Source organism: Georgenia sp. AZ-5 (assembly GCF_043952095.1).
Lineage (GTDB): Bacteria > Actinomycetota > Actinomycetes > Actinomycetales > Actinomycetaceae > Georgenia.
On the sequence record NZ_JBINOU010000001.1, the window covers coordinates 2,787,981 to 2,811,156 of the forward strand.

Annotated in this window: 20 protein-coding genes; 7 read left to right on the forward strand and 13 right to left on the reverse strand. The window is 72.9% G+C overall.

What is annotated here, in order from left to right:
• The 4 genes from ACF0H8_RS13100 to ACF0H8_RS13115 form a co-directional block, all read right to left on the reverse strand.
• Positions 1 to 1,617, reverse strand: a complete 1,617-nt coding sequence (locus tag ACF0H8_RS13100) for a glycoside hydrolase family 13 protein (protein ID WP_395289340.1) — start codon at positions 1,615 to 1,617, stop codon at positions 1 to 3.
• Entirely contained in the window at positions 1,614 to 2,489 is an 876-nt protein-coding gene (locus ACF0H8_RS13105) for a sugar ABC transporter permease (protein ID WP_395289341.1), read from the reverse strand. Before ACF0H8_RS13105 ends, ACF0H8_RS13100 begins: the two co-directional genes overlap by 4 nt.
• A gap of 1 nt (position 2,490) precedes the next feature.
• On the reverse strand, positions 2,491 to 4,095 hold the full coding sequence (locus ACF0H8_RS13110) for an ABC transporter permease subunit (RefSeq protein WP_395289342.1): 1,605 nt from the start codon (positions 4,093 to 4,095) through the stop codon (positions 2,491 to 2,493).
• 91 nt (positions 4,096 to 4,186) lie between these two features.
• Complete coding sequence (locus ACF0H8_RS13115) at positions 4,187 to 5,428, reverse strand: extracellular solute-binding protein (RefSeq protein ID WP_395289343.1); 1,242 nt, start codon at positions 5,426 to 5,428, stop codon at positions 4,187 to 4,189.
• A 194-nt stretch (positions 5,429 to 5,622) separates the two neighbouring features.
• Here ACF0H8_RS13115 and ACF0H8_RS13120 point away from each other — a divergent pair, with 194 nt between their 5' ends.
• Both ACF0H8_RS13120 and ACF0H8_RS13125 read left to right on the forward strand, forming a co-directional pair.
• Positions 5,623 to 6,681, forward strand: coding sequence for a LacI family DNA-binding transcriptional regulator (locus tag ACF0H8_RS13120; RefSeq protein WP_395289344.1), 1,059 nt, complete (start codon positions 5,623 to 5,625; stop codon positions 6,679 to 6,681).
• A gap of 195 nt (positions 6,682 to 6,876) precedes the next feature.
• Positions 6,877 to 8,658, forward strand: a complete 1,782-nt coding sequence (locus ACF0H8_RS13125; RefSeq protein WP_395289345.1) for a glycoside hydrolase family 13 protein — start codon at positions 6,877 to 6,879, stop codon at positions 8,656 to 8,658.
• Positions 8,659 to 8,683: 25 nt separating this feature from the next.
• Here the strand turns inward: ACF0H8_RS13125 and ACF0H8_RS13130 are convergent, their stop codons facing one another.
• From ACF0H8_RS13130 to ACF0H8_RS13145, 4 genes are all read right to left on the reverse strand, one after another.
• Entirely contained in the window at positions 8,684 to 9,607 is a 924-nt protein-coding gene (locus tag ACF0H8_RS13130; protein ID WP_395289346.1) for an ornithine cyclodeaminase family protein, read from the reverse strand.
• Positions 9,608 to 9,638: 31 nt separating this feature from the next.
• Positions 9,639 to 10,859, reverse strand: a complete 1,221-nt coding sequence (dusB, locus tag ACF0H8_RS13135) for a tRNA dihydrouridine synthase DusB (protein ID WP_395289347.1) — start codon at positions 10,857 to 10,859, stop codon at positions 9,639 to 9,641.
• A gap of 4 nt (positions 10,860 to 10,863) precedes the next feature.
• Positions 10,864 to 12,135, reverse strand: coding sequence for a YibE/F family protein (locus ACF0H8_RS13140; RefSeq protein WP_395289348.1), 1,272 nt, complete (start codon positions 12,133 to 12,135; stop codon positions 10,864 to 10,866).
• A 112-nt stretch (positions 12,136 to 12,247) separates the two neighbouring features.
• The gene (locus tag ACF0H8_RS13145; protein WP_395289349.1) at positions 12,248 to 13,633 is read right to left on the reverse strand and encodes a glycine--tRNA ligase; all 1,386 of its coding nucleotides are present in this window, start codon (positions 13,631 to 13,633) and stop codon (positions 12,248 to 12,250) included.
• Positions 13,634 to 13,891: 258 nt separating this feature from the next.
• On the opposite strand from ACF0H8_RS13145, the gene ACF0H8_RS13150 reads away from it, so the two are divergent.
• From ACF0H8_RS13150 to ACF0H8_RS13170, 5 genes are all read left to right on the forward strand, one after another.
• Complete coding sequence (locus ACF0H8_RS13150; protein ID WP_395289350.1) at positions 13,892 to 14,893, forward strand: metal ABC transporter substrate-binding protein; 1,002 nt, start codon at positions 13,892 to 13,894, stop codon at positions 14,891 to 14,893.
• A 32-nt stretch (positions 14,894 to 14,925) separates the two neighbouring features.
• Positions 14,926 to 15,726, forward strand: coding sequence for a metal ABC transporter ATP-binding protein (locus ACF0H8_RS13155; protein ID WP_395289351.1), 801 nt, complete (start codon positions 14,926 to 14,928; stop codon positions 15,724 to 15,726).
• Between the two features lie 23 nt (positions 15,727 to 15,749).
• Positions 15,750 to 16,637 carry a metal ABC transporter permease gene (locus ACF0H8_RS13160; RefSeq protein WP_395290886.1) on the forward strand — a complete coding sequence of 296 codons (888 nt, stop codon included), beginning with the start codon at positions 15,750 to 15,752 and terminating at the stop codon, positions 16,635 to 16,637.
• Positions 16,638 to 17,036 (forward strand): Fur family transcriptional regulator, encoded by a 399-nt coding sequence (locus ACF0H8_RS13165; protein ID WP_395289352.1) that lies wholly within the window; start codon positions 16,638 to 16,640, stop codon positions 17,034 to 17,036.
• A 66-nt stretch (positions 17,037 to 17,102) separates the two neighbouring features.
• On the forward strand, positions 17,103 to 17,678 hold the full coding sequence (locus ACF0H8_RS13170) for a DedA family protein (protein ID WP_395289353.1): 576 nt from the start codon (positions 17,103 to 17,105) through the stop codon (positions 17,676 to 17,678).
• 11 nt (positions 17,679 to 17,689) lie between these two features.
• Here the strand turns inward: ACF0H8_RS13170 and ACF0H8_RS13175 are convergent, their stop codons facing one another.
• The 5 genes from ACF0H8_RS13175 to ACF0H8_RS13195 are packed head-to-tail and all read right to left on the reverse strand — an operon-like array spanning position 17,690 to position 23,174.
• On the reverse strand, positions 17,690 to 19,003 hold the full coding sequence (locus ACF0H8_RS13175; RefSeq protein ID WP_395289354.1) for an ArgE/DapE family deacylase: 1,314 nt from the start codon (positions 19,001 to 19,003) through the stop codon (positions 17,690 to 17,692).
• Positions 19,004 to 19,007: 4 nt separating this feature from the next.
• The gene (locus ACF0H8_RS13180; RefSeq protein ID WP_395289355.1) at positions 19,008 to 20,159 is read right to left on the reverse strand and encodes a substrate-binding domain-containing protein; all 1,152 of its coding nucleotides are present in this window, start codon (positions 20,157 to 20,159) and stop codon (positions 19,008 to 19,010) included.
• Positions 20,156 to 20,989, reverse strand: a complete 834-nt coding sequence (locus ACF0H8_RS13185; protein WP_395289356.1) for an ATP-binding cassette domain-containing protein — start codon at positions 20,987 to 20,989, stop codon at positions 20,156 to 20,158. The genes ACF0H8_RS13180 and ACF0H8_RS13185 overlap by 4 nt, the downstream gene beginning before the upstream one ends.
• Positions 20,986 to 22,191 (reverse strand): alanine racemase, encoded by a 1,206-nt coding sequence (locus ACF0H8_RS13190; RefSeq protein WP_395289357.1) that lies wholly within the window; start codon positions 22,189 to 22,191, stop codon positions 20,986 to 20,988. The genes ACF0H8_RS13185 and ACF0H8_RS13190 overlap by 4 nt, the downstream gene beginning before the upstream one ends.
• 11 nt (positions 22,192 to 22,202) lie before the next feature.
• Positions 22,203 to 23,174, reverse strand: a complete 972-nt coding sequence (locus ACF0H8_RS13195; protein ID WP_395289358.1) for an ABC transporter permease — start codon at positions 23,172 to 23,174, stop codon at positions 22,203 to 22,205.
• Positions 23,175 to 23,176: the final 2 nt, after the last annotated feature.

Genomic DNA, 23,176 nt, shown 5'->3' on the forward strand with positions numbered 1-23,176 from the left:
TCACCAGGCGGGCACCGCCCAGACCGCCGTGCCGGGGGCCAGGAGTGACTCGGTGAGCGGTTCGCTCGCCAGCAGGACGTCCCACCCGTCCAGCGCCACGGCTGCGTCCGAGAAGTTCACGGCGCAGCGAAACGCCCCGGGCCGATCGAACGCGAGCACACCCGGCGCGACATCCACCCACGTCAGCTCCTCACCCCGGCCCGCCGTCAGTGACCGGCGCAGGTCGAGGGCTCGCCGATAGAGAAGCAGCATCGAGCCGGGGTCCCGGCGCTGGGCGGCCACGGTAAGGGCGGCCCAGCCGGCCGGCTGCGGCAACCAGGTCCTCGTGCCCGCTCTGCTGAACCCGTACGGTGGGGCGTCGCCCTCCCACGGCAACGGCACACGGCACCCGTCGCGCCCGGGGTCCGTGCCTCGGGTCTGGGCGAAGATCGGGTCCCGGCGCTCTTCCGGAGAGAGCTCCTCGACCTCCGGAAGCCCGAGCTCGTCGCCCTGGTAGATGTACAGGCTCCCCGGCAGAGCGGCGACCAGCAGTGCGGCGGCCCGCGCACGGCGGGTCCCCAGCGTGACGTCTGTGGGTACACCCGCGCGCCGGCGCGCCGGGTGGAAGGCGGTCTCGGCGCGACCGAACCGGGTGACCGGTCGGGTGACGTCGTGGTTCGACAGGACCCAAGTCGCCGGCGCTCCGACGAGGCCGTGGTGCGCGAGGGTCGCGCTGATGGAGGCGCGCACGGCTTCGGCGTCCCACGGCTGCGACATCAGGTCGAAGTTGAATGCGGTATGCAGCTCGTCGGGGCGCAGGTACGCGGCCAGCCGACCGCCGTCGCCGAGCCACACCTCGCCGACCAGGATCCGATCGTCACCGAACTCCTCGACGACCCGGCGCCACGAACGGTAGACGTCGTGCACCGCGTCGCGGTCGACATAGGGGTGCTCACCCGGACCCGGCCGCGCCGGCACGGGCGGCAGGGCCGGATCCTTGGCGATCATCGTCGCGGAGTCCACGCGGATGCCCGAGACGCCGCGGCGCAGCCAGAAGCGGAGCACGTCCTCGAACTCCGCACGGACGTCCGGGTGCTCCCAGTTGAGGTCCGCCTGGGCTGGGGCGAACAGGTGCAGGTACCACTCCCCCGGCGCGCCGTCGGGCTCGTGGACGCGACTCCAGGCGGGACCGCCGAAAGCCGACTGCCAGTCGTTGGGCGGCTCGGCACCGTCCGGGCCGCGCCCCGGCCGGAAGAGAAACCGCTCCCGCGCCCGGCTGCCCGGCCCAGCAGCCAGGGCCTCGGCGAACCATGCGTGCGTCGTGGCGAGGTGGTTCGGCACGACGTCGACGATGGTGCGCAGCCCCTGGGCGCGGGCCTCGGCGATGAGTTGCTCGGCCTCGGCCAGCGTGCCGAGCCGGGGTTCGATGGCCCGGTAGTCCGCGACGTCGTAGCCGCCGTCGGCGCCCGCCGAGGGGTACCAGGGTGCGAACCACACCGCGTCCGCGCCCAGGTCCCGTATGTGCTGCAGGCGGGAGCGGATGCCCGCGAGGTCGCCCTCGCCGTCGCCATCGGCGTCGGCGAAGGAGCGTGGGTAGACCTGGTACACGGCGGCATCACGCCACCACGGCGCCGTCATCCCTTCACGGATCCGGCCGTGAGGCCGGCGACGATGTAGCGCTGGAGGAACTGGAAGAGCACGACGATCGGGACCGCCGCGAGCACGGCTCCTGCCGCGAACAGGCCCCACGGGGCGTTGCGCTCGTCCGAGGCCCACTGGTAGAGCCCGACCGCCAGGGTGAACCTGTCGTTGGTCTGCAGCACCACGCGCGCGATGACGAACTCGCCGTAGGCGGTGATGAAGGACAGCAGGCCCACCACGGCCAGGATCGGCGCCACCAGGCGAAGGATGATCGTGAAGAAGATCTGCGCGTGCGAGGCGCCGTCGATCTTCGCCGCCTCGTCGAGCTCGCGGGGGATGGTGTTGAAGAAGCCGTACATCAGGAAGGCGTTCACGCCGAGCGCGCCGCCGAGGTAGACGGCGATGAGCGCGAGCTGGTTGTTCAGGCCCAGGACCGGGAATACGTCACCGATGCTCAGCAGCAGCAGGAAGATCGCCACGAACGCGAGCATCTGCGGGAACATCTGGACCAGAAGCAGCCCGGTGAGCGTGGCCTCCCGGCCCGCGAACCGGAAGCGGGAGAACGCGTACGCCGCGGCCGCACCCATGAGCACCGTCCCGAGCGCGGTGGCCGTCGCCACCACCAGCGAGTTCATCGCCCAGCTGCCGAAGTCGCCGTCCGCGAGGTCGGCATAGTTCTGCCCGGCGACGGTGCGGAACAGGTCGTTCGAACCGGTCAGGCTGCCGCCGGGGTTGAGCGAGGCCGAGAGGACGTACAACAGGGGCAGCACGCAGTAGGCGATCGTGACGACGCCGACCACGTGGCGCCAGCCGAGCTCCCGCCACCAGCGGCGACCCCGGAGCCGGACGGTGTCCGTGCGATGCGCCATGTCAGATCTCCTCCAGGGTGCGGGTCCGGCGGAAGCCCGACCACGAGACGAGGCCGACCACGACGAAGATCACCAGCGCCATGGCAGAGGCGAGCCCGTAGTCGCGGTTGCCGCCCTCGAAGGCGACGGCGTAGACCATCGAGATGAGGATGTCCGTGGCGCCCACGGGGATGGGAGCCTCAGGGAAGTTGGGGCCGCCGCCGGTCAGCATGTAGATCAGCGAGAAGTTGTTGAAGTTGAAGGCGAAGGACGAGATGAGCAGCGGCGCGGTGGACACCAGCAGGAGCGGCAGGGTGATGGACCGAAAGATGCGCAGCTGCCCCGCCCCGTCGAGCCTGGCCGACTCCAGGACGTCGCCCGGGATGGACTGCAGAGCCCCGGTGCAGACGAGGAACATGTAGGGGAACCCGAGCCACAGGTTCACGCCGATCACGGACGCCCGGGCGAGCCAGGGCTCGGCAAGCCACGGGATCGTCGCGCCGCCCAGCAGCACCTCGTTGACGAAGCCGAAGCGCTCGTTGAGCATGCCGCGCCACACGAGCGCAGCCAGGAAGCCGGGAAAGGCGTACGGGAGGATCAGGAGGGAGCGGTAGATCCGCCGGCCCCGGATCCGCGGGTCGTTGAACACGGTCGCGAGGAAGAGCCCCAGTGCGAAGGTGGTGAGCACGGACAGCGCGGCGAAGGCGAATGTCCAGCCGAGCACCTCGAAGAACGGCCCGGACACCCGGTTGTCGGAGACCATCTCGACGTAGTTGTCAAAGCCGACCGCCACGCGCCAGCCCGGCGTGAGCTCCCTCCCGTCCTCGGAGACGAAGCTGCCGTTGTCGTCCGGCCGGTACACCGTGCCGTCGTCGGTGTTGGTCATCGTGTCGGCGTCGGCGTCGTACGTGTAGAAGCTGCGGGAGACGAAACCGGTCGTGCCGTTCTGGGTACGCACGGCGCCGTCTGCGGGGTCATCGCCGACGGGCACCCGCAGCCCGGTGACCTCCTGCTGGAGCTGGGCGACCTCGCCGAACGTCAGCACCTCCCAGCCCGGCAGGGCGCTGACCCGGCCGCCCTCGAGCTCGGCGCCGTCCACGGTCTCGAGCGGCCGCTCCGCCGTGCCGACGGCCACGTCACCGTCCTCTTCGACGACGGCGAAACCGAGCTCCTCGCCGTCGCGCACCGCGGTCAGCGGCAGGTTCGGCGAGTCAGCCACGCGGCGGTCGTTCTGCAGCAGGATCGCCGCGATGGCGTCTTCTTTTGTGGAGTTGTGCCCGTCGCCGTAGTTCGTGAAGGACACGAAGCCGGTGTAGAGCATCACGAACAGCTGATAGACCAGGAGGAACGCGAGACCGGGGACAAGGTACTTGGCGGGGACCATCCGGCGCGAGAAGTACACCCAGTTGACCACCGCGAGACCCACCACCAGGGAGGCGACGATCCCCCAGTGGCCGACCACCCAGGCGGCAAGGATGCCGTAGACGCCGATGGCGTCCACGATGCCCACGAACAGAAGCTTGACGAGGAATCCGGGCCCGAAGCTGCGAGCGTGCGAGTCTCCTCCCGGCTGCAGGGGCCGGCGGCGGCCGCGAGCCGTCACACGGGGGGCACGGGAGCGGGTCACGTTGGGGCTCCTTCTGAAGCTCGTCGTCGAGCCTTCGGGGTGGAAATGGGAGACAGATGCGCGGCCCCGGACCGGGGCCGCGCATCGTGGGTCAGTTGCCCGAGATGGCGTTGGCGATGTTGGTCGTCATGGTGCTCCACCGCTCCACCGCGGGGGCCGTGCCGTTGATGATGTCGGCTTCGGCCGCGCCCCAGAACTCCCACACGGCGGACATCTCGGGGATAGCCGGCATCGGGGCGCCGGTGGCGCCGGCGGCGTTGAAACCCTGCAGGATCGGGTCGTCGATGCCCTCGGCGGCCTCTGTCATGGCAGGGACGCGGCCACCGAGCTCGAAGAGCTTGGTCTGGACCTCCGGCGTGGCGATGTAGTTGACCAGGAACTCGTTTACGAGCAGCGCGTTCTCGGAGTCGATGTTGGGGAAGAAGGCCTGGACGCCGACGAAGGGCTGGGCCTCCTGACCGCCCGCGCTCGGCACCGGCAGCACCGTGATGTCCATGCCGGCCTCCTCGAACACGGTGGTGTTCCATGGGCCGGTGATCATGTACGGGGACTCGCCGGCCAGGAAGGCCTCCTTGGCGATGTCGGCGGTGATGTTGGTGTCGAGGACTCCCGCCTCGCCCTGCGCCGCCAGGAACTCCGCGAAGGCCTCGCCCTCAGGCCCGGCCATGGCAAGCTCGGCCGTGTAGGAGCCGTTCTCGCTGGCGAACACCGGGGCTCCGAAAGAGGTCTGCAGCGGGTACAGGTGATACGGGTCGCTGGCAGCAGGGTCCTGCTGGATGAGGATCGGGTACTTCGCGCCGGTGGCCTGCGCGGCGGCGATCATCTCGTCCCAGGTGCCGGGGGTCTCGGTCAAGAGGGCGTTGTTGCGCACCAACGCGATGTTCTCGATGGCGTAGGGGACGCCGTAGACCTGACCGTCGTAAGTCACCCCGGTCAGGGCGGCCTCGGAGAACTCCGTGGCCTTGTCGCCCAGCTCTACGGTGCCCACCACGCCGTTCGTCACCCAGCCGCCGAGGCCGTCATGCGCGACCACGACGATGTCCGGGCCCTCCCCTGTGGGAACGGTGGTGATGAACTCGGGACCGATGTCCGCGGAAGCCTTCTGCACGACCTCGATCTCGACGCCGCTCTCGGCTGTGAACTCCTCGCCGATCTGCTCGACGAGGTCGATGCGGGTTTCGTCCGCCCAGATGGTGAGCGTGCCGCCCACGTCGTCCGAGGTGGTCTCCTCCGCGGCCGCGGGCTCCTCGGTGTCCTCCGCCGAGCCGCTGCCGCAGGCCGCCAGGCCGAGGGTCATGCCGACCGCGGCCACAATCGTGATGCTCCGTCGCATCGTCGTCTCCTGGTGTGATGTATGGATTCGATGGCCGACTGGTCCCCCCGCACCAATGCCGGGCGATCCGTTCGGATATCCGGGACAGTAGCCGCGCCGCTGGCCTTTCTGCAAGCGGTTGCTGTAACTTTCAGTTCTCAGTTTCAGCGACGTGCGCAGCGACGCGCGCCATCCCCAGAAGGTCGTGGCAGCCCATGCAAGGACGCACCCGGTTGACCGACGTGGCCGAGCAGGCCGGCGTCAGCACCGCAACGGTCTCGCGCGTGCTCAACGGGAAGCCCGGCGTGGCGGGCGAGACCCGCCGCGCGGTCCTGGCCGCCCTCGACATGCTGGGCTACGAGCGTCCCGACAAGCTCCGCGGCGCCCGCTCCGCCGGCCTGGTCGGGCTGATCGTGCCCGAGCTGTCCAACCCCGTCTTCCCCGCCTTCGCCCAGGCGATCGAGTCCATGCTCTCCACCGAGGGGTTCACGCCGCTGCTGTGCACGCAGTCGCCCGGCGGCACCACCGAGGACGAGTACGTCGAGATGCTGCTGGAGCACGACGTCGACGGCATCGTCTTCGTCTCGGGCCTGCACGCCGACACCCGCGCGGACGTGAGCCGGTACGAGCGCCTGCGCGAGCGGGGCCTGCCGTTCGTCCTCGTCAACGGGCACAACCGGGCCGTCGACGCTCCCTCCTTCTCCACCGACGACCACGCGAGCATGGAGCTCGCCGTGCGCCACCTCGCCTCCCAGGGCCACCGCCGGATCGGCCTGGCGATCGGCCCGGACCGGTTCGTGCCCGCCCGGCTCAAGCGCGAGGGCTTCCTCGAGGCGATGGACCGCTACCTCGGCGAGCCCGACCCGCCCGTGGTCACCACCATGTTCACGGTCGAGGGCGGCCAGAGCGCCGGCTCGGCGCTCGTCGACGCCGGCTGCACCGCCGTCGTGTGCGGCTCGGACCTCATGGCCCTCGGCGTCGTCCGCGCGGCCCGGAGCCGGGGCCTGCAGGTGCCGGCGGACCTGTCGGTGGTCGGCTACGACGACTCGGTGCTCATCCCGTTCACGAGCCCGCCGCTGACCACGCTGCGGCAGAGCGTCACCGCCATGTGCCAGGCGGCGGTCACCACGCTCCTCGCCGAGATCGGCGGGGCCCCCGTCCCCCGCTCCGACCTGCTGTTCGTGCCCGAGCTCATCGTCCGCGGCTCCACCGCCGCGGCGCCCGACGCCCCGCACGGCGCGGCCGCCCGCGGAGAGGACGCCGTGCGCTCCTGAGCGGTGCGCGTCCTCCGGTGCGCCTCCCGACTAGGCAACCGCGCGGCGGCCGTGCCAGCCTGGGGGTCGTCCTCGCGCGGGCCCCACGCCGCCCAGGACCACCCGCCCGGGAGCCGCCCACCCGGGAGCCCGCCCGGGTCCACACGTCCGACCACCGCCCCGGCATGCCGCCGGGACGGCCCCGAAAGGAGCACCGTGACCAGCACCTCCGTGCGCACCGCGCAGGTGCACGCCCCCAGCGCCGACCACGCCGAGTGGTGGCGCGACGCCGTCATCTACCAGGTGTACCCGCGCTCGTTCGCGGACGCCGACGGCGACGGCATGGGCGATCTGCGCGGCATCACCGCGCGCCTGGAGCACCTGCGCACGCTCGGCGTCGACGCGCTGTGGATCTCTCCCTTCTACCGCTCCCCGCAGCACGACGCCGGCTACGACGTCGCCGACTACCGCGACGTGGACCCGCGCTTCGGCACCCTCGACGACGCCGACTCCCTGCTCGCCCGCGCCCACGAGCTCGGGCTGCGCGTGATCGTGGACCTGGTGCCCAACCACACCTCCGACCAGCACGCCTGGTTCGCCGAGGCGCTGGCCGCGGGCCCCGGCAGCCGGGCCCGCGGGCGCTACGTCTTCCGAGACGGCCGCGGCGAGCACGGCGAGCTGCCGCCGAACAACTGGGACTCCGTCTTCGGCGGCCCGGCCTGGACCCGGGTGAGCGACCGGGCCGACGCGCCGGGCTCCGCCTGGGAGCACGACGGCCAGTGGTACCTGCACCTGTTCGACACCAGCCAGCCCGACCTGGACTGGTCGAACCCCGAGGTGCGGGCGGAGTTCGTCGACGTGCTGCGCTTCTGGCTGGACCGCGGCGTCGACGGCTTCCGGGTGGACGTCGCGCACGGGCTCGTCAAGGCACCCGGCCTGCCCGACTGGGCCGGCCGGGTCACGATGGTGGAGGGCGCCGAGGACGCCGGCGACCCGAGCGAGGAGCCCCCGGTTGCCCGCGGCCCGGAGGAGCACCACGCCCGCCCGCCGATGTTCGACCAGGACGGGGTCCACGAGATCTACCGGGAGTGGCGCGAGGTCCTCGACTCCTACCCCGGGAACCGCGTCCTCGTGGCCGAGGCGTGGGTGGACCCGCTCGAGCGGCTCGCCCGCTACGTCCGCCCCGACGAGATGCACCAGGCCTTCAACTTCGGCTACCTCGTCACCCCGTGGGACGCGTCCGAGCTGCGCGAGGTGATCGAGGAGTCCTACCGGGCCAACGACGCCGTGGGCGCCCCCACCACGTGGGTGCTGTCCAACCACGACGTGGTGCGCCACGCCTCCCGGCTGGGCCTGGCCGAGACCGGCAAGGGCCCGAACGGCATCGGCCCGGAGGACCCCCAGCCCGACGGCGCCATCGGGCTGCGGCGCGCCCGCGCCGCCTCGCTGCTCACCCTGGGGCTGCCCGGCTCCGCCTACCTCTACCAGGGCGAGGAGCTGGGCCTGCCCGAGCACACCGCCCTGCCCGACGACGTGCGCGAGGACCCCGCCCACTTCCGCACCGGCGGGGCCGAGAAGGGCCGCGACGGCTGCCGCGTGCCGCTGCCGTGGGAGGCCGCCGCCGCGGCCTACGGGTTCTCGCCCACCGGCGCGGCCTGGCTGCCCCAGCCCGCCGAGTGGGCCACCTACGCCGTCGACGCGCAGGCAGGCGTGGAGGGCTCGACGCTCGAGCTGTACCGGGCGGCGCTGCGCCTGCGCCGCGAGCTCGGGCTCGGCCGCGGGTCGCTCGCCTGGGAGGCCGCCCTCGGCTCGGCCGACGACGTGGTGGCGTTCACCAACGCGGGCCCGGCCGGCGAGGTGCTCGTGCTCGCCAACCTGGGGGCCATCCCGGTCCCGCTGCCCGCGGGCCGGCTGCTGCTGACCAGCGGCGGGCTGCTGACCGGCGAGGAGGGCACCCAGCTGGTACCCGCGGACACCACGGTCTGGCTCCGCCGCTGAGGGTGGCCGGCCGGGCCCCGCGCGGTCAGCCGGCCCGGTAGACGCGCTCGGCCACGGCCAGGTCCTGCCACGGCATCCCGACGCTCTTGAACACCCGCGGGCCGGCCGCGGGCAGCGTCACGCGCCCCGCGACCAGGTCCGCCAGGGGCACGAGCCGCTCGGGCGTCGTCGTGCCGGCCGCCACCGCCTGGACCACGTCCCCGGCCTCGCGCAGCGCCACGGCCCGCGACTCGACCACCACCGCCGACCGCGCCAGGAGCCCGGCGTCCAGCTCGGCGGCCGCGGGGCTGTGCGAGCCCATCGCCACGACGACCGCCCCGTCCCGGACCAGGCCGCCGTCGAACAGCGGGCGCTCGGCGCTCGTGCAGCAGCACACGACGTCCGCCGCCGCGACCGCCGCCGCGCAGTCGTCCAAGCCGTGCGTCGTCACGGGCAGCCCGGTGGCGGCGACCTCCTCGGCGAAGGCCCGCAGGCGCCCCTCGTCCCGGCCGACCAGGGCCACCTCGGCCACCGGGCGCACCGCCCGCACGGCGGGCACGTGGGCACGGGCCTGCGGCCCGGTGCCGATGACGACGAGGCGGACGGGCCCGGCGTCGCCGGAGAGGTGGCGCACGGCGAGGGCCGAGAGGGCGGGGGTGCGCAGCGTCGTCAGCGCCGTGCCGTCGAGGACGGCCGCGACGTCCTGGCCGGGACCGTCGAACAGGACGTAGGCGCCCTGGATGCGGGGGCGGCCGCGGGCGCCGTTGTCCGGCGTCACGCTCAGCACCTTGACGCCGCTCGCGCCGCCAGCGGTCGAGGGCATGAGGAGCAGCTCGCCCGCGGCCGTGGGGACGCTCGACCGGGGCGGGTCCTCCTCCGGGTCGAAGCCGGCGAGCAGGACGGACTCCAGGGCGTCGACCGCCTCCCGCACCGGGGTCGCGAGGATGGTCTCGGCGGGGACGACGCGCATGCCGGCGAGCGTATCGGCCGGCGGGCTCCGCTCAGCCGCCGGAGACGGAGAGCTCGGCCTCGGCGAGCATCGCGTGCAGCTCCGCGTCGACCTCCCGGGAGGTCAGCCAGCCGTCGGGCAGGTGCGGCTGCTTGGGGCTGCCCGCGCGGCCGCGCGGGCCCTCGGCCCCGGCCCCCGGGTAGGGCTGGTCGAGGTCCAGGGCCGCGAGACGCTCGTCGAGGTCGGCCAGGGAGGAGACCAGCCCCAGGTCGTGGCGGGCCTCGCCGCCGACGACATAGCCCTTGAGGTACCAGGCCATGTGCTTGCGCATCTCGCGCAGGGCGCGGCCCTCGTCGCCGAAGTGGTCGACCATGAGCTCGGCGTGACGGCGGATCGTGGCGGCGACCTCGCGCAGTCCGGGGCGGACCCGGACGTCGGAGCCGTGGGCGGCGGCGACCAGGTCGGTGAACAGCCACGGCCGGCCCTGGCAGCCGCGCCCCACCACGACGCCGTCGCAGCCGGTGCGGGCCATCATCTCGGCGGCGTCCTCGGCGGACCAGATGTCACCGTTGCCGAGCACCGGGACGGTGGTCACGGCCTCCTTGAGCCGGGCGACCGCCTCCCACCGGGCCTGGCCCGAGTAGTGCTGCGCGACCGTGCGGGCGTGGAGGGCGACGGCGGCGACGCCGGCCCGCTCGGCCAGCCGGCCGGCGTCGAGGTAGGTGAGGTGGTCGTCGTCGATGCCCATGCGCATCTTCACCGTCACCGGCACCTCGTGGTCGCGGTCGCGCGAGGCCTCGCGGGCCGCGGCGACGGCGTCGGTCACGATGGCGTCGAAGAGGTCCCGCTTCCACGGCAGCGCGCCGCCGCCGCCCTTGCGGGTGACTTTCGGGACGGGGCAGCCGAAGTTGAGGTCGATGTGATCGGCGCGGTCCTCGGCGACGAGGATCCGCACGGCGGCGGCGATGGTGGTGGGGTCGACGCCGTAGAGCTGGACGGAGCGGACCGGCTCCTCGGGGTCCGGGGTGATCATCCGCATCGTCTCGGGCGTGCGCTCCACCAGCGCCCGTGAGGTGATCATCTCCGTGACGTACAGGCCCGCGGGCGCGTGCGTGCCGCGGGCGCCGCCGGGCGCCGCACCGCCCGCGGCGGCCAGCCCGGCGAGGCCCGCCTCGCGGCACAGGCGCCGGAACGGGGGGTTCGTCACGCCGGCCATGGGGGCCAGCACGACGGGGCTCCCCAGGCTCACGGGACCGATCTGCAGCACAGTCACCGGGTCATTCTCCCCGAGGGGCGTCCCCCGCCCAACCGGGACCGCTGTGAGATGGCACCACCTGCCGCGCGGGCGACGTGCTGCCGGGCTCTCCCTCGCCGGCGTGGTGGTCGTGCCCGCGCCGGCCGCCCGTGCGGACGAGGAGCGCGGCGATCGCGGTGGTCGCCGGGATCGCCAGGACAAGGCCGATCGAGGCGACGAGGGTGCCCACCACCTCCGCGGCGATCTCGCCGGCCATCAGGGTGTCCATGAAGGTGCGGTCGACCAGCGCCACGAGCAGGATCATCGGCAGCGCGGTGCCGACGTAGGCGAACGCCAGCGTGTACACCGTCGAGGCGATGTGGTCCCGGCCGATGCGCATCCCCTGGCCGAAGAGTCGCCGCCGGGACAGCGCAGGGTTGGCGGCGTGCAGCTCCCACACCGCGGACGCCTGCGTGATGGTCACGTCGTTCAGCGCGCCCAGCCCGGCGATGACCATGCCGCACAGCAGCAGCTCCGAGAGGGTGAGCTCGGGGAACGTCATCGACAGGGTCACGGCCTGCTCCGACCCCCCGCCCGAGAGGTTCGCGGCGTCGGTGCCCCACATCCCGAGCACCACCGTCACCGCGAGCCCGATGAACGTGCCGAGCAGCGCCGTGGTCGTCCGGATGGAGACGCCGTGCGCCAGGTAGATCGACAGGAACAGCATCGCCCCGGAGGCGACGAGCGCGACCAGGAGCGGGGGCCGGCCGAGCATGAGGCCCGGCACGACGAACATCAGGAGCACCGCCAGGGACGAGGCGAGCCCGGCCATCGCCGCCAGGCCGCGCCAGCGCGCGACCGCCAGGACGCACACGGCGTAGACGAGCGCGAGGATGCCGACCGGCGCCTCGCGCTCGAACTCCCAGAACACGTAGGGGCTGCCGGTCCCGATGGCCTGCGGCGTCAGCAGCAGCCGCAGGTCGTCCCCGACGTCGACGCTGGGCATGACCTCGGGCGGCACCTGGACGGGCACCCGGAGCCCGGCGCCGGCGCCGGTGAGCACCTCGACGCGCACCGAGCCCTCGGCCGCCCCGCCCTCGGGAACCTCCACCACCGTGCCGCTCTCCAGCGTCACGCCCGGACCGGTGAGCGGCACCGACCGGACGGGCGTCTCACCGCGCGGCCAGAGCAGGACCACCCCGGCGACCGTGGCGGCCAGCAGGGGGATGACGAGGAGCGCGAGGATCAGACGCGCGCGGCGGGCGTCCGCGGGAGGCAGGCGGGACTCGTCGGTGTGGAGGTGGGAGTGGGACACCACCCCATGCTCGCCTCCCGCGGGCGGCACGCGCCGGAGCCCACGCCGAGGGCACGGCCATCGGCGCGGGCGGAGGCCGTCCGGGGGCGACGGACCGCCACCCCCGGCGCCGTCAGCAGCCGGGCAGGCGCTCGGCCAGGTAGCCGGCGACCTTGTCCAGGCCGATGCGCTCCTGGGCCATGGTGTCGCGCTCGCGCACGGTGACCGCCTGGTCCTCGAGCGAGTCGAAGTCGACCGTCACGCAGAACGGCGTGCCGACCTCGTCCTGGCGGCGGTACCGGCGCCCGACCGCGCCCGCGTCGTCGAACTCCACGTTCCAGTACCTGCGCAGCTCGGTGGCCAGCTCCTTGGCGACGGGCGAGAGCCGCTCGTTGCGCGAGAGCGGCAGCACCGCCGCCTTGACCGGTGCGAGCCGCGGGTCGAGCCGCAGCACGGTGCGCTTGTCCACGCCGCCCTTGGTGTTCGGCGCCTCGTCCTCGGTGTAGGCGTCCACGAGGAAGGCCATGAGCGAGCGCGTCAGGCCGGCGGCCGGCTCGATGACGTAGGGGACCCACCGCTCGTTCTTCGCCTGGTCGAAGTAGCTGAGGTCCTGCCCGGAGTGCTCGGCGTGGGTGGTCAGGTCGAAGTCGGTGCGGTTGGCGATGCCCTCCAGCTCGCCCCACTCGCTGCCCTGGAAGCCGAAGCGGTACTCGATGTCCACGGTGCGCGTGGAGTAGTGCGAGAGCTTCTCCTGGGGGTGCTCGTAGTGGCGCAGGTTGTCCGGGTCGATGCCCAGGTCCGTGTACCAGGCGGTGCGGGTGTCGATCCAGTACTGGTGCCACTCGGCGTCCGTGCCCGGCTCGACGAAGAACTCCATCTCCATCTGCTCGAACTCGCGGGTGCGGAAGATGAAGTTGCCCGGCGTGATCTCGTTGCGGAAGGACTTGCCGATCTGGCCGATGCCGAACGGCGGCTTCTTGCGCGCGGAGGTCATGACGTTGGCGAAGTTGACGAAGATGCCCTGCGCGGTCTCCGGGCGCAGGTAGTGCAGCCCGGACTCGTCCTCGACCGGGCCGAGGTAGGTCTTGAGCATCATGTTGAAGTCGCGCGGCTCGGTCCACTGGCCGCGCGTGCCGCAGCTGGGGCAGGTGATGTCGGCCAGCCCGTTCTCGGGCGCGTGGCCCTTCTTCTCCTCGTACTCCTCCGCCATGGTGTCGGCGCGGAAGCGCCTGTGGCAGCTGAGGCACTCCGTCAGCGGGTCCGTGAACACGCCGACGTGCCCGGACGCGACCCACACCTGCCGCGGGAGGATCACGGAGGAGTCGATCCCGACGACGTCCTCGCGCGAGGTGACCATCGCGCGCCACCACTGCTTCTTGATGTTCTCCTTCAGCTCCACGCCCAGGGGTCCGTAGTCCCAGGCCGAGCGGGTCCCGCCGTAGATCTCCCCCGAGGGGTAGACGAAACCCCGCCGCTTGGCGAGGTTGATCACGTTGTCCAGGCGCGAGGGTGCGGCCACTTCGTATCACTCCGGTTCCGGTGCTGGGCCCACACCTGGCGGGTGCGGGCTCTCTCAGACCCGCTCCTGGCTGGCGCGGGCGACGGCGGACGGGGGGCTGAGCCCCCAGGTCCGTGCCCCAACCTACCCGGGCGCCGCGGCCCCGGGGCTCACGGGCCCTGTCCGCCCGGCTCACGGGCACCCGCCGGCCGGCGGCGGGCACGCCGGTGCCGCGCCGTATTTTGACATCGATTCTCACTTGCGTTGAGAATCGTGCTCATGAACAAGTCTGCCTGCCGGGCGGGGGCCACCGCGGCCGCCGCAGCCCTGACCCTCGCCGCCTGCTCCTCCTCGGGCGGGGGCGGAGCCACCGACGCCGTGCACGTGCTCGCCTCGATCTACCCGTTGCAGTACGTCGCAGAGACGGTCGGCGGCGACAACGTCGAGGTGGACTCGCTCACTCCGCCGGGAGTCGACGCCCACGACCTCGAGCTCGCCCCGCGCGACGTCGCCGAGCTCGGTGACGCCGGCGTCGTGCTGTACCTCTCCGGGTTCCAGGCCGCCGTCGACGACGCCGTCGCCCAGGCGTCCCCCGCGCATGCGCTGGACGTCGCCGGTCTCGCCGGCACCGCGGGTGCCGCCACGGACGCCCACGCCGAGGACGAGGCCCATACCGAGGAGGGCTCGCACGCCGAGGATGAGGCCCATACCGAGGAGGGCTCGCACGCCGAGGCCGAGTCACAGGACGCCGACGCCCACGACCATTCCGGCGACCCGCACTTCTGGCTCGACCCGACACGCCTGGCCGCGGTGGCGACCGGCGTCGCCGACGAGCTGGCCGAGGTCGACCCCGGCAACGCCGACGAGTACCGCGCGAACGCCGAGAAGCTCGCCGGCGAGCTTGCGGCGCTGGACGGCGAGCTCGCCGACGGCCTGGCCGCGTGCGAGGTCCGCACCATCGTCGTCGCCCACGAGGCGTACGGGTACCTGACCGAGCGCTACGACCTCGAGCAGGTCGGCGTCTCCGGCATCGACCCCGAGTCCGAGCCCTCCCCCGCCCGGCTGGCAGAGGTGGCGGAGGTCGTCCGCGCCGAGGGCGTGAGCACGATCTTCGCGGAGACGCTGGTGAACCCGGAGGTCGCGGAGACGCTCGCCGACGACCTCGGCATCGCGGTGAGCATGCTCGACCCGCTGGACTCCCAGCTGAACGAGGACCTCGACTACCAGGAGGTCATGCGCGCCAACCTCGCGGCGCTGCGCGACGGGCTGCGGTGCGCGTGATGACGTCGGGCCATGTCGGGGAGGTGGCCGGGATGGCACCATCGGGAGCCATGGACCAAGCCCCGATCGTCACCGAGGACCTGGCCGTGGTCCTCGGCGGGTCGACCATCCTGCGCGGCATCGACCTGACCATCGACCACGGCGAGACCGTCGCGCTGCTCGGCGCGAACGGGTCCGGCAAGTCGACCCTCGTCAAGGCCCTCGTCGGTGTCGCCCCGGTCGCACGGGGCCACGTCCGGCTCTTCGGGGTCGACGTCGAGCGATCGCACGGCCAGGTGCCGTGGGGACGCGTCGGTTACGTGCCGCAGCGGGTCGGCGCCGGCGGCGGCGTGCCCGCCACCGCGCTGGAGGTCGTCGTCGCCGGGCTGCTCGACAACCGGCGCCTGCGGCCCGGCCGGGCCGCGCGCGACCGGGCGATGGCGGCCCTGGAGCAGGTCGGCCTCGCCGACCGCGCCGGGGACAGCGTCCAGGTCTTCTCCGGCGGTCAGCAGCAACGCGTGCTGATCGCGCGCGCGCTGGTGCGCGGCCCCGACCTGCTGGTGCTGGACGAGCCGTTGGCCGGCATCGACCGGGGCTCGAAGGAGGCGCTCGCCGCCACGCTGGCTTCGCTGCGCGGGACGGGCACGACGCTGCTCGTCGTGCTGCACGAGCTTGGCGAGCTCAGCGGGCTCATCGGGCGCAGCGTCGTGCTGCGCCACGGCCGCGTGGTCCACGACGGCGCACCGCCCGCCCCCGTGCACGGCCATGACGAGCCCGACCACGACCACGTGCACGCGCACCAGGAGGGCGCCGTGCCGAGCGGCCAGGCACCCGACCTGAAGGTGGAGTGGTGAGCGTGCTCGACAGTCTCCTGGGGATGCTGCAGACCCCGTTGATGCAGCGGGCGCTGGTGGTCGCCGTGCTCGTCGGGCTGTCCGCGCCCGTGATGGGCACCTATCTGGTCCAGCGGCGCCTCGCGCTGCTGGGGGACGGCATCGGTCACGTCGCGCTGACCGGCGTGGCGGTGGGCTGGCTCGCCGGCGCCGCCTTCGGGCTCACCCCCAACGACCTGCTCGCCGTGCCGGGTGCCGTGGTCGCCTCGATCATCGGCGCCGTGCTCATCGAGGTCGTCCGGGACCGTGGCAAGACCAGCGGCGACGTCGCCCTCGCGCTGCTCTTCTACGGCGGCATCGCCGGTGGCGTGCTCCTCATCGGCATCGCCGGCGGCACCACCTCGAACCTCAACGGTTACCTGTTCGGCTCCATCGCCACCGTCTCGACGCTCGACGTGTGGCTGAGCGCGGGCCTGGCGACCGTCGTCCTCGGCGTCGGCATCGGGCTGCGTCCCGCCCTCTTCGCCCTGAGCCACGACGAGGAGTTCGCACGGGCGGCCGGCCTGCCGGTGCGAACGCTCAACGTCCTCGTGGCGGTCATGGCGGCGCTCACCGTCTCGGTGTCCATGCGGGTGGTCGGGGTGCTCCTGGTGTCCGCGCTCATGATCGTGCCGGTGGCCGTGTCGCAGCTGCTCACTCGCTCCTTCGCCAGCACGATGCGGGTGGCGATGCTCGTCGGCGTCCTGGTGACCGTCGTCGGCCTGACGGTGACGTACTTCTACCCGCTCTCCCCCGGCGCGACCATCGTCGTGCTGGCCATCGCGGTGTACGCCGTAGCATCACTCGTGCGTCCGTTGTTCGTCCGGCAGGTCCGCCCCCGGGACCCGCACCTGGACGTCGAGGACGACGTGGCCGTGTCCGAGGAGGCCTGAATGTTGCGCATGACGAAGCAGCGCTCCGCCGTCAGCGACCTGCTCGGGCAGACCGCGGACTTCCGCAGCGCCCAGCAGCTGCACGAGATGCTGCGCACCGAGGGCCAGTCCATAGGCCTGGCGACCGTGTACCGCACGCTGCAGTCGCTCGCCGAGGCCGGCGAGGTCGACGTCCTGCGGACCGACGACGGCGAGAGCCTCTACCGCCGCTGCGAGCGCCAGGAGCACCACCACCACCTCGTGTGCCGGGAGTGCGGGCGCACCGTGGAGGTCGCCGGCGCGCCGGTGGAGCGGTGGGCGGCGCGGGTCGCCCAGGAGAACGGGTTCGTGGGGGTGGACCACACCGCCGAGCTGTTCGGCACCTGCGGGCCGTGCGCCGCGGCGCAGTACGGCCCATGAGGCCGGTCGGTCTCACCGGTGCGACGCGGCGACGTACCGCTCCGGTCCCGGCAGAGGGAGCGCCCTGTGCCTGACTTCCTGGCGAGCTGGCCGTTCTGGCTCGTCTTCGCGTTCCTGTACCTCGGCGCCACACTGCGCGGGCAGGCGATCTACTGGCTCGGGCGGGTCGTCACCGAGCAGACGCTGCGCCACTCCCACCCTGCCGCCGGGTGGCGGCTGCGCGCGTACCGGTGGCTGCAGGGGGAGGGCACCGCGCGCGGCATCGAGGCGCTGCGGCGGTGGGGGCTCGTGGCCGTGCCGTTCGCGTACCTCACGGTGGGCTTTCAGTCCATGGTGATGGCCGGCGCCGGCGTGCTCCGCATCGGCTGGGTGCGGTTCTCGGCCGCCCAGGTCCCCGGCGCGCTGGCGTGGGCGGTCATCTACTCCACGATCGGCTTCGCGGTGTGGGAGGCGGCGCTGGCGGCGGCGGCCGGCTCCCCGCGGGGCATCGCCGGCATCGGTGCGCTCGCCGTGGTCATCGCCGCAACGGTCGTCGTGCACAGGCGGCGGCACGCCGCGGCGGTCTCGGGCCTGCCGGCCGGCCGGCAGGCCGCGCACGACGGCGCCGCCCGCACCACGGGCACGGCCCGCCGCGACGGCTGACGTCGGCCTGTTCAGGCATCCGCGACGCCACAGAAGTCGACGATCGCGACGGCGAGCGTCTTGGTGCAGTCCAGGAGCCCGTCGATCTCGACGTACTCGTCCGGGGAGTGCGCGCCGCCCCCGGTGGGGCCGAACACCACGGCCGGTGTGTCGGTGTACAGATTGAAGATCATCGAGTCGGTGGCGGCGTCCAGGCCGCCGACGGTCGTGGGCCGCCCCGCCCCGGCCGCGAAGGCCTCCAGGAGGCTGTTGACCACCGGATGGTGGGCGGGAACCTCCACCCCGTCGAACGGGCGCATGAGGGCGCGCTCCAGCCGCGGCGGGTGAGCGGCGAGGAAGGGGTCCGCGGCCACCCGGTCGAGCACGAACCGCTCGAACCGGGCGAGCATCGCCTCCCGGTCGTCCGCGGGCAGGACGTCCACCCAGAAGTGCAGCTCGGCGCTGGAGGGTGACGCCATCAGATTCGGGTCCCCCGCCCCCACGTACCAGACGGTGTCCGCCAGGGCCGGGCGCGGGCGCCTCGTCGTGTCGGAGAAGTAGGGGGTGGAGCTCAGCTCCGCCGCCCGGAGTCGCTCCCACGCGACGAGCGCCTCCTTGACCACGATCGCCTTGTCGAACGCGCTCACCCCCTGCCACCACCAGGCGTGGTGGGCGTTGATGCCGGGGACGGTCGCCTTGTAGGTCTGGCCGCCCTTCGTCGCGGCGACCACCTCGAGCCCGGTCGGCTCGGTCACGATCGCCGCGTCGGCGAGGTAGCCCTTGGCGCAGCACGCGACGGTGCCGTTGTAGCCCCCGAGCTCTTCGTTGACGACACTCTCGACGACGACGTCGCCGCGCGGCCGGAGGCCGAGGTCGGCGAGGACCTCGACAGCGACGATCATGGCGGCGAGCCCGCCCTTCTGGTCGGCCGCTCCCCTGCCGTAGAGCCGTCCGCCGCTCACGACCCCGCCGTACGGGTCGTCCGCCCACAGCTGGCGCGGGCCCGCCGGCACGACGTCGCAGTGCCCGTTGAGGATGAGGGACCGCCCCCCGCCCGTCCCGCGGCGCACGCCCACCACGTTGGGCCGGTCGGTGTACTCCAGGCCCGGCCACCAGCCCGGGTGCTCCTGCACCCCGGGCACCGACCACGGCTCGAAGACGTCGACCTCGAGACCCGCCCGGGCGAGACGCTCCTCGATGAAGCGCTGCACGGGTCCTTCGTCCCCTCCCGGCGGGTGGGTCTCCGAGGGGATGCGGACGAGATCCGCGGCGAACCGGACGACGGACTCGCGTCTGCGGTCGACCTCGTCGACGATCTGCCTGACGGTGCGGGCGTCGAGCGCCATGAGGTCAGCCGCCTGCCGCGTCCCGGAGATCGGCGGGGAGCTCCTCGGCGAACTCGGCCTCCCAGCCCTCGGCCAGGTTCTCGGCGGTGGTGGGCACCGGGGCGGTCACCGCCATCTGAGGCGCCTCCTTGCCGAGGACGCCGTACGCGGCCATCGTCGCAAGGTCGCGCCCGGTCTGGACGGCCGAGTTGGCGACCACGCCGACGACGTTGCCCCCGCCCACCATGTCGAGGGTCATGGTCTCGTCGAGATCGTTGGTCACGACGCGCACCTCGGGCCTGCCGGCGGCGCGCAGGGCGGACAGCACGCCGTCGGCGGCCGTCGCCCACGCGACGTAGAGGCCGCTGAGCTCGGGGTTCTGCGTGAGCATCGCCGAGGCGATGTCCTCGGTGCGCGCCGGATCGCTGAAGCCGGCCTCGGCGACGATCTCGATCTCCGGGTAGAGATGGGCCAGCCAGTCCTTGAACGCCTGGTCGCGCTGGTTGGTGAACCAGAAGTCGGCGTCGTGGTAGATCCACCCGACCTCGCCCCGCCCGTCCAGGGCCTCTCCGAGCATCTCGGCCGCGCCCCTGCCGTACGCCGTGAGCTCGCCCGTGACGATGCCCACGATCTCCTCCCCGGCGGTGTAGCCGGCGGGCGGCGTGGTCAGCACCACGATGTGGACGCCCTGGTCCACAGCGGGACGGAAGGCCTCGGCGGCCGTGGTGGGGTCGACCGCGATGGTGACGATGATGTCCGGCGCGTTGGCCATCACGGTCTCGACGTTCGCCGCCTGCTGGGCGGCATCGAACTCGGCACTGGTGCTCGCGACCACCTCGATGCCCAGCTCGTCGAAGGACTCCCGCACCCCGGACTCCACGGCCTGGATGAATGCGGAGTTCTCGTGCCAGACGAACGCCGCCGTGTAGCCACCCTCACGGACCTCCGCGACCTCCTCGTCGCTCAGGGTCAGCTCCGTCGAGGGAACCGGGACCTCACCGTTGGGGCCCCGGAACTCCAGGCTCGGCTCCTCGCCGGGGGCCGCCGTCGTGGCGGTCCCGGGCGGGCTGGCCTCGGTCGTAGGTGCACCGCCGCCTCCGCCGTCCGCGCAGGCCGCCAGTGCCGCCGCCGCGGCGACGACCAGCGCCGCCGCGCGGGGATTGCGTGGTCGACTCATGATGAGCGCTCCTCTGGTTCGCGTCGGTCCTTGGACCCGATCACGGGCGCGCGGTCGGCGCCCCCGACGATGTGGTCGACCAGCAGCCGCTCGCTGGTGCTGTCGACCGGGAGGTCGGCGACCTTCCGCCCGTGCCTCAGGACGACGGCCCGGTCGCAGACCTGGACGACGTGCTGCATGTTGTGGCTGATCAGGATGACCGCCACCCCCTGGCTCCGCAGCGTGTCGATGAGCTCGAGGACGTGTGCCGACTGCTCCACCCCCAGCGCCGCGGCGGGTTCGTCCAGGAGCACGATGTGCCGGCCCCAGGCCACCGCCCGGCCGATGGCGATCGCCTGACGCTGCCCGCCCGAGAGGTAGGTGGTCTCGGTACGGGCGCCCGGGATACGGATCCCGAGCCCGGCGATGATCTCCTCGGACTCCCGGATCATGCGTCGCCTGTCGAGCCACCCCAGCCAGCCCCAGCCGGGCTTGACCAGCTCCCGCTTGAGGAAGAGGTTCGAGGCGACGTCGAGCGACTCCACCAGCCCCAGGTCCTGGTGGACCGTCTCGATCCCCAGCCGCTGCGCGGTGGCCGGGGAGTCGAGGGTCGTCTCCTGCCCGTCGACGACGATGCCCCCCGCGTCCGGCTGGTACACGCCGCTCAGGCACTTGACGAGCGTCGACTTGCCGGCGCCGTTGTCACCGAGCAGCCCGAGCACCTCGCCGGACCGCAGGGTGAGGGACACGTCGACGAGCGCCTGCACGCCACCGAAGGACTTGGACAGGCCCCGGACCTCGAGCACCACCTCGCCGCGCGTGGCCTTCCGTGCCTCCTGCCGGACGGTCATGGCGCCTCCCCACCTCGTGCGGCGCGCCGCCCGTCGGTGGTCCACACGCCCTCGACGGCGACCTGCCCACGGGAGACGCCCGAGAGCGGCACCACGAAGGCCCGCGTGACGAACGCCTGGGCGCGGAAGCCGAAGATGACGGTGTCACCGGTGGCGATGCTCCGCTCCGAGGCGTCGAGCTGGCCGTAGTAGTCGATGGCCGACGGCGGGGGCAGCTGGGCCGCCACCGGGGGCCGGGCGAGGATCTCGTCCGCCGAGCCGCCCACGAGCGCACGGACCTGGTAGGGCTCGAAGACGGGGTCGATGTAGAGCCCGCCGCCGAACACGTACGCGCGAGAGCCGTAGAGGTGCGACACCTCGCTCAGGTAGAGCATGGCAGGGACCTCGGGAAGGTCCCGGACCGCGTGGAGCGGTGTCGTGCCGGTGAGGCCGTGCCCGGGCTCGACCTGGGTGGCTCCGGCGTCGGCCAGCGTGCGCAGCACGTCCGTCGACGTCGTCCCCGGCGCGTTCACCACGGGGCGCTCGTGGCCGGCGGCCTCCAGCTCGAGCCGCGCCCGCTCGAGGGTGCGCAGGTTCGGCGTGGGCAGCACGGCCTGCTCCCGCGGGTCGAACAGCAGTGCCGGGAAGGTCGTGACGCCGGCGAACCGGGCGTTCGGCGTCGCCCCGATCGCTCCGGCGACCCCGACGATCTCGTCGGCCGGGAACCCGCCCTCGTGGCCGGGGTAGAAGACGTCGCCTGGCGCGTGGATCCGGGCCACCAGGTCCTGCGCACGCCCCGCCCGGCCGGCGGCGGCGGCCGCCTCGCGGGCCTTGTCCATGGAGAACACGGTCCACACCGACGGGTGCGCGCGGGCGGCCTCGTCGGCCTCACCGCGCGGTACCTGCACCAGGTGCCCGAGGTGACCCAGGCGGTGCCCGGCGGCGTGCACGGCTCGGGCGCACGTCATGTCGACGGCCACGAACCCGTCGGCGCCACCCCGGACGATCGCGTCGAGGGCGGGGGCGGGGCGACCGAGCTGCTTGGCCATGGCGAGGACCTCGAGGCCGAGCCCGTGAGCGCTCTGGCAGAAGGTCGCCGTGTTGGCCTCGATGGCGTCGAGGTCGAGCACGTAGCTGTTCGCCGGGATCATCCCGCGGCGGTGCAGGTCCGTCGCGGCCCGGAGAAGTGCCTGGTTGCGGCGGGACAGCGCCTCGAGGAACACGGTTCACCCCCTCAGATCCTCTTCGGCTCACGCAGGCTCAGTGCCACCGCCAGCACGATGATGGCCCCGCGCGCGATCATCTGGTCGGAGACGTCGAGCCCCATGAGGATCAGGCCGTTGTTGAGCATGCCGAGGATCAGGGAGCCGAAGAGCGCGCCGATCACGGTGCCGCGCCCGCCGAAGAGGTGCGTGCCCCCCACGACGACGGCGGCGATGACGGTCAGCAGGTCGGCCTCCCCCAGCGTGTAGCGCGCGCCGTGGAGGCGACCGGCGTAGAGCAGGCCGGCGAGGGCCGCGGTCATGGCGCTGATGACCAGGACCGCGACCCGGATGCGGCCCGTGCGGATGCCGACGTACGCGGCCGCCCGGGGGGCGCCTCCCGTCGCCAGCGTGTGACGCCCGAAGCGCGTGTGCTTCAGGAAGACGTGCCCGACGACCACCGCCGCCGCGGTCCAGATCAGCAGGCTCGAGATCGGCCCCACCGATCCGGATCCGAACCAGGAGGTGAAGGTGGCGTCCTGGACGGGTACCGCCTGGAGGTCGGTCACCTTGCGCGCGAGTCCCTGGCCGATCCCGAGGGTCCCGAGCGTGACGAGGAACGAAGGCACCCGGAGCCGGACGGTGACGAGGCCGTTGACCAGGCCCATGACGACCCCCACGGCCAGGCCGCCCACGATGCCGGCGGCGAGCCCGTAGTCGCGCAGGGCGATCGCGCCCATGGTCGCGGACAGCGCCACGGTCGAGCCGATGGAGAGGTCGATCTCGCCGGCGCTGAGGGTGAAGGTCAGGCCGACGGCCATGACCGTGATCGGCGCGGTCTGCCGGACGATGGTGGTGAGGTTCCCGACGGTCAGGAAGCCGCGGTCGCTGAGGATGATCGCGAAGACCACGAGGATGATCAGGAACGCGAGGTAGACGATGTTGCGACCGAGCAGCGCCCCCACACGCTCGCCCAGCGTGGCCGGCGGCGACAGCGCGGTCACTC

Bases quoted from the DNA above. Each gene is read 5' to 3' on its own strand.
- ACF0H8_RS13100 (WP_395289340.1), bottom strand. From the start codon at position 1,617: ATGACGGCGCCGTGGTGGCGTGATGCCGCCGTGTACCAGGTCTACCCA.
- ACF0H8_RS13105 (WP_395289341.1), bottom strand. From the start codon at position 2,489: ATGGCGCATCGCACGGACACCGTCCGGCTCCGGGGTCGCCGCTGGTGG.
- ACF0H8_RS13115 (WP_395289343.1), bottom strand. From the start codon at position 5,428: ATGCGACGGAGCATCACGATTGTGGCCGCGGTCGGCATGACCCTCGGC.
- ACF0H8_RS13120 (WP_395289344.1), top strand. From the start codon at position 5,623: ATGCAAGGACGCACCCGGTTGACCGACGTGGCCGAGCAGGCCGGCGTC.
- ACF0H8_RS13130 (WP_395289346.1), bottom strand. From the start codon at position 9,607: ATGCGCGTCGTCCCCGCCGAGACCATCCTCGCGACCCCGGTGCGGGAG.
- ACF0H8_RS13150 (WP_395289350.1), top strand. From the start codon at position 13,892: ATGAACAAGTCTGCCTGCCGGGCGGGGGCCACCGCGGCCGCCGCAGCC.
- ACF0H8_RS13155 (WP_395289351.1), top strand. From the start codon at position 14,926: ATGGCACCATCGGGAGCCATGGACCAAGCCCCGATCGTCACCGAGGAC.
- ACF0H8_RS13160 (WP_395290886.1), top strand. From the start codon at position 15,750: ATGCTGCAGACCCCGTTGATGCAGCGGGCGCTGGTGGTCGCCGTGCTC.
- ACF0H8_RS13165 (WP_395289352.1), top strand. From the start codon at position 16,638: ATGTTGCGCATGACGAAGCAGCGCTCCGCCGTCAGCGACCTGCTCGGG.
- ACF0H8_RS13175 (WP_395289354.1), bottom strand. From the start codon at position 19,003: ATGGCGCTCGACGCCCGCACCGTCAGGCAGATCGTCGACGAGGTCGAC.
- ACF0H8_RS13180 (WP_395289355.1), bottom strand. From the start codon at position 20,159: ATGAGTCGACCACGCAATCCCCGCGCGGCGGCGCTGGTCGTCGCCGCG.
- ACF0H8_RS13185 (WP_395289356.1), bottom strand. From the start codon at position 20,989: ATGACCGTCCGGCAGGAGGCACGGAAGGCCACGCGCGGCGAGGTGGTG.